The sequence below is a fragment of the Chamaesiphon sp. OTE_75_metabat_556 genome, from assembly GCF_031378165.1.
GTDB lineage: Bacteria > Cyanobacteriota > Cyanobacteriia > Cyanobacteriales > Chamaesiphonaceae > Chamaesiphon.
On the sequence record NZ_JANNDR010000082.1, the window covers coordinates 1 to 5,066 of the forward strand.

Annotated in this window: 4 protein-coding genes; 2 read left to right on the forward strand and 2 right to left on the reverse strand. The window is 49.1% G+C overall.

Features of this window, described 5'->3' with window-relative positions; all coding sequences use genetic code 11:
* Nucleotides 1–13: 13 nt before the first annotated feature.
* Nucleotides 14–1,621 (reverse strand): RluA family pseudouridine synthase, encoded by a 1,608-nt coding sequence (locus RMO27_RS03925; RefSeq protein WP_309729320.1) that lies wholly within the window; start codon nucleotides 1,619–1,621, stop codon nucleotides 14–16.
* A gap of 22 nt (nucleotides 1,622–1,643) precedes the next feature.
* On the reverse strand, nucleotides 1,644–2,495 hold the full coding sequence (locus RMO27_RS03930; RefSeq protein ID WP_309729322.1) for an alpha/beta fold hydrolase: 852 nt from the start codon (nucleotides 2,493–2,495) through the stop codon (nucleotides 1,644–1,646).
* 90 nt (nucleotides 2,496–2,585) lie between these two features.
* Between RMO27_RS03930 and RMO27_RS03935 the strand changes: the two genes are divergently transcribed.
* Together RMO27_RS03935 and RMO27_RS03940 are read left to right on the forward strand one after the other, a co-directional pair.
* Complete coding sequence (locus RMO27_RS03935) at nucleotides 2,586–3,992, forward strand: MFS transporter (protein WP_309729323.1); 1,407 nt, start codon at nucleotides 2,586–2,588, stop codon at nucleotides 3,990–3,992.
* 6 nt (nucleotides 3,993–3,998) lie between these two features.
* Nucleotides 3,999–4,733: an ABC transporter ATP-binding protein gene (locus RMO27_RS03940; protein WP_309729325.1), complete on the forward strand. Its 735-nt coding sequence runs from the start codon at nucleotides 3,999–4,001 to the stop codon at nucleotides 4,731–4,733.
* The last annotated feature ends 333 nt before the right edge of the window (nucleotides 4,734–5,066 follow it).

Here is a 5,066-nt window from a genome sequence, read left to right on the forward strand (position 1 = left end):
ACGGATCTTTGATTTAAAATGGGCATTGAGTTTGGATCGAAATTCGTGCCAATGTGTATGGATGAATAAAACTCAGCTCGCGTGCATGTAGATGTAAGCGTTCTAAATCTGCCCGACAACCATACAATCGATCGCCTAGAATAGCGACACCTAGACCTCTAACATCCGCAGCATGAACGCGCAATTGATGCGATCGACCAGTCACGGGAGTAAGCTCAATCCGCGTGTAGCCTTCGATTTGTCCTAATACCTGAAAATGAGTCAAGCTCGGTTTCCCTAGATTAAAGTCTACCTGTTGGCGCGGTCGATCGAGCGGATCGCCCCACAAGGGTAAATCGATCGAGCCTTGTTCTAATTCAATCCTGCCGCCCAAGATCGCCTCATATATTTTGTGTACCTGTCGATTTTCAAACTGCTGACTGATTTTTCGATAAGTCTGTTTATCCCGCGCAAATAATAATATCCCCGATGTATCGCGATCGAGTCGATGGACGGCATAAACTTCGGGATACAATCCTCGCAACCTTGTCAACACACTATCTTGGAGATCGATCGTCCGCCCAGGTACCGATAATAATCCAGCAGGTTTATCGATCGCCATTAGATATTCATCCTCATAAACGATCGATAAATCTAAATTAGCTGGCAGCGAAGACAACCCCGCCAACATAAACCCCATCAACGGCTGACATCGCTCCTTACAAGCCCCATAAAACTCCCCCTGAATCTTTCTCCCCGTCCCCCCATCCCCATCCCCCCACCAAAACTCGGCCATGGCAATCGGCTTAAGCTGATGACTAGCGGCATAATGAAGTAACTTCGGTGCGCAACAATCGCCTGTTCCCGTGGGAATTCCAGCGGGCATCAATTCTCGCAACGAGCTAGATGTGCCCAAAAAGTTCATCAACCGATAAGCATCGTGCATCTGTGTCTGAAGTTGACGAGATCGCAGCTTGCGCCGTTGCTTCAGCTCCCGAATTAGATCGTCATTCTGGTCTAAAATCCGCTTGAGCGGGTGTAAAATTGCGTCGCGCTCTTGCTTGAGTTGATCGCGTTCTCGTCCATCCTGGCAGCTTTGGGCGATGAGTTGGGCGATGGCGGCGGTTAGTTCCACCTCGTTGAGGGTAGACTCATAATGCTCGCGCTGTTGTTGGCGCACTGCTTTGCGCTGACGATGTGCGATCGATAGTTGCTTGATGCGATCGACAAATTCCGCTGAGATCGATCGATATTGTTCGCGCTCTGTGGTTCGATCCAGATCGATTAATTCTTGCTTCATCGTCGCTAGAACTTTTAGCGTAGCAGTTTCCTCGATCGCCACGCGATCGCGTCCTGGAATTGGCGGTACCCAGCCATCGACAACCGCTTGGCTATTTAATAATCCTGAAAAGGCTTGGAGTGAGAATCTATCGCCTGTGGATGTTTCGACTAATAAGACACCATACATTTTCCCCTCACGGCGATATCGATCGGCTAGTGACAATTTTGCCATCAATTCGTGGGCAATTTGTTCGACTTGGTGGGTGCGCGGTAACTGTAATAGTTTGCCACTCTGAGGGCAATAACCTGTATACCAATAAGTTGGTTTAGCATCTCGAACATTGTCGATCGGTTCTAACATAGGTACGGTCGATCGATATTAGTTAATTGTTGAGAAAATCCAATACCAAGCGATTGAATTTAGCTGGATATTCCAGATAGGGATGATGTCCGCAATCGGGAAAAATTTCTAATTGATGGTGGGGTAAACCTGCGGCTGCAACGTAGGCATGTTTGACCGGAATAATTCGATCCTGTGCTCCCCAAACAATTAATGTCGGGCGATCGATCTGGGGCAAGCTAGCAACGATCGGTTGATAGACATCCGCACGGACGCCAGCGAGATTAAAATTACTTTGTCCGAGTCTCAGAATCACGCGATTGCGATCGGGAATGGCAAAAATTGGGTAGCGAAATTCGATCCATTCTGGGGGTAATAGATGACGATTGTAAAAATTAGATCTTAACATTCCCGGAATCATCCAGCGTCCCGGTCGCAATAAATTGACGATCGCTGGCAAAGTAATTAGGCGAATTCCCCAACTGATTTCTTGGCCTAAGCCCATGCTATCGACTAATACTAACTTGTCTACACGATCGGGATAAGATCTAGTAAATTGCAAGGCAACAGCACCACCCATGGAATTCCCAATCAGCGTGGCTGAATTAATGCCTAAAGCGATCGTGAAACCTGCCAAAAATTCAGCTTGATACTCGATCGAATAAGATCCGTCGGGATAATCCGATCGACCCGAACCAACCATATCAAAAGCATACACACGATGGGATGCGGCTAAAGCAGCAATATTGTACAACCAAAACTCGATCGAGCCATTGCCCCCATGTAGCAAAATAACTGGACTGCCGGATCTGCCCATCTGCCAATAACGGGTTTTGATGCCATTTATTTCAATATACAAATCTGGCGGTAGTATCGCCGATGAACGATCAGGCATAAATTATCGTGAGTCTCGGACGATCGTAGTCATAGCGTCAATAGCCTAACATAGTAGTATTAGTTCTATCACGATCGTCCATCTAAATAAATGCATAAAATTGGCTTCCCTACCAGTCTCAATAATCCGATTTTTAGACGACTTTATCTCGCGCAAACGATTAGTTTGTTGGGAGATGCTTTGACTTGGTTGGGATTGGCATTATTGGCTTTTGAACTAGCTGGTAAATCTGCACCAATCGTCCTCGCTGGCGCATTGACACTCAGAGTCACGGCATTTACTTTATTATCGCCATTAGCAGGTGCGATCGCTGACAGGTACGATCGGAAGCCAATTTTGATGGTGACGCATCTGGGCCGGATGCTATTGGTTTGCTTATTGCCATTTGTCAATAGCATCTGGCAAATCTACGCGCTGGTGTTGGGTTTAAATATCTTCAATGCTTTTTTCGCACCGACATATCAGGCGACAATTCCCCTAGTCACCAGCAAGGCTGACTATCCACAAGCGATCGCCTTATCGGCTACGACTTATCAAATTTTAGGCGTATTTGGACCGGGAATTGCGGGAGTATTGGCACTAGTTGTCGGTGCGAGGGAGTTGTTTTTCTGGGATGGTTTGAGCTTTACGATCGCGGCCATTCTCATTGGCACGCTGCCAGGTAACTTACGATCGGATCTGACTGAATCAGCACAAAAATCGATCGGATCGATCGGCACAGATATTCGGGCTGGGACGTCGAGATTATGGCATGATGCCCCGATTCGGTATGGCTTGATGATGCAATTAGTAGCTTCGATCGCTGGTGCCCAGATTTTGGTGAATACGGTGGGCTATGTACGCGGGACGCTCCACCAAACAGCGGTCGAGTATGGCTGGGTAATGATGGGATTTGGTTTGGGTGCTACAGTTGGGGCAATGGTAATCGGGATGTTTCCCAAGTTGCGATCGAAGATCGTGACGATCGGGGCTGGCGGTTTATTAATAACGCTCTCGTTACTCGGTGCCAATTTCGTCGGATTAGTTCCGCTGATTGGCTTGTGGGCGATCGCGGGCTGCGGCCAAAGCCTAATTAGTCTCACCCTGCAAACCTTAATTGCCGATCGCACGCCGACGGAATTTCAAGGACGGGTATATGGCGCGCATTTTGCCTGGAGTCATCTGTGGTGGGCGGGGGCCTATCCGTTAGCGGGATGGCTGGGCACGACTGTTCCCGATCGGACTTTTCTATATGGGAGTTTTGTTGGGTTGTCGTTACTGGCGATCGTGCAGTTATGGCTCTCACCCGATCGATTTGTCCATACTCATCCAGAACTTTGGCATACTCACGCTCACAGCCACGATCCTTACCACCAGCACGAGCACCCCGCAGATGTCGGCAGCAAGAATCGATCGATCGCCCATCAACACCCCCATGCCCACTCCCATTTGAGCCATATCCACGCTTACACTGATATTAGTCACCAACATCACCCAATCGATACATCTCACCCCTAAATCCCGATGGACAGCCAACCAATTATCATCCGCCTCGAAGATGTCAACAAAACCTATGGCATCGAAGACACCTTGGTTAAAGCTCTAGATGGTGTGAATCTGACGATCGCTGAAGGCGAATATTGCGCGATCATGGGGCCATCTGGTTCTGGTAAATCCTCGGCGATGAATATTATCGGTTGTCTCGATCAACCCACCAGCGGACATTACTATCTGGACAATCTCGATGTGTCCACTGTCCCCGATGCCGAATTGGCCAAAATCCGCAATCGCAAACTTGGTTTTATCTTCCAACAATTCCATCTTTTACCCCAGCTCAACGCCCTCGAAAATGTGATGTTGCCGATGGTTTATGGGGGTACGCCACCCAACGAACGCAAAGAACGTGCCGTTATCGCGCTCGAAAAAGTGGGCTTGAGCAACCGGATGGCCAATCGTCCCAATCAACTCTCTGGGGGGCAACAGCAGCGCGTCGCGATCGCGCGGGCAATCGTCGGAGAACCGCGCGTTCTGCTAGCCGACGAGCCGACAGGTGCCTTAGATTCGCGGACGACTCAAGAGGTCATGGATATTTTCACGCAACTAAATGAAAGTGGAATTACGATCGTCATGGTGACGCACGAACCCGATGTTGCTAAACAAACCCGACGGATTGTCTGGTTTAAAGATGGTCAGGTAATCCACACAAACCTCACCCCCGCTGATATCTATCGCGTCGCGATGGCTGGTAGTGTAGATTAATATTCATCGCAAAATTCAGTTAACGTCAGTATCTCCCTACGGAGCGACCCAAACACATGCGGAGGAAACCTCCGCATGTGTTTGGGTCAAGACAGAGGCTACGCCAACAGGTTAAGGATTTTCCCTGGCGATAGCCTCTCCTTCAAGAATCGAGAAACTCCACCCACAGATCGATTCCCATTGCGGAGCTAATGCGTTCGCGTAGCGTCTCGAAGAGAAGCGCGCCCCGCTTCACACAAACCAACCCTTGTGCAGGGGAGTTTGAGGGGCGGCACTCCGCTGTCTTGACCCAAACGCACGCTGAGGGAACCTCAGCGCGATTTGGGTCGCTCC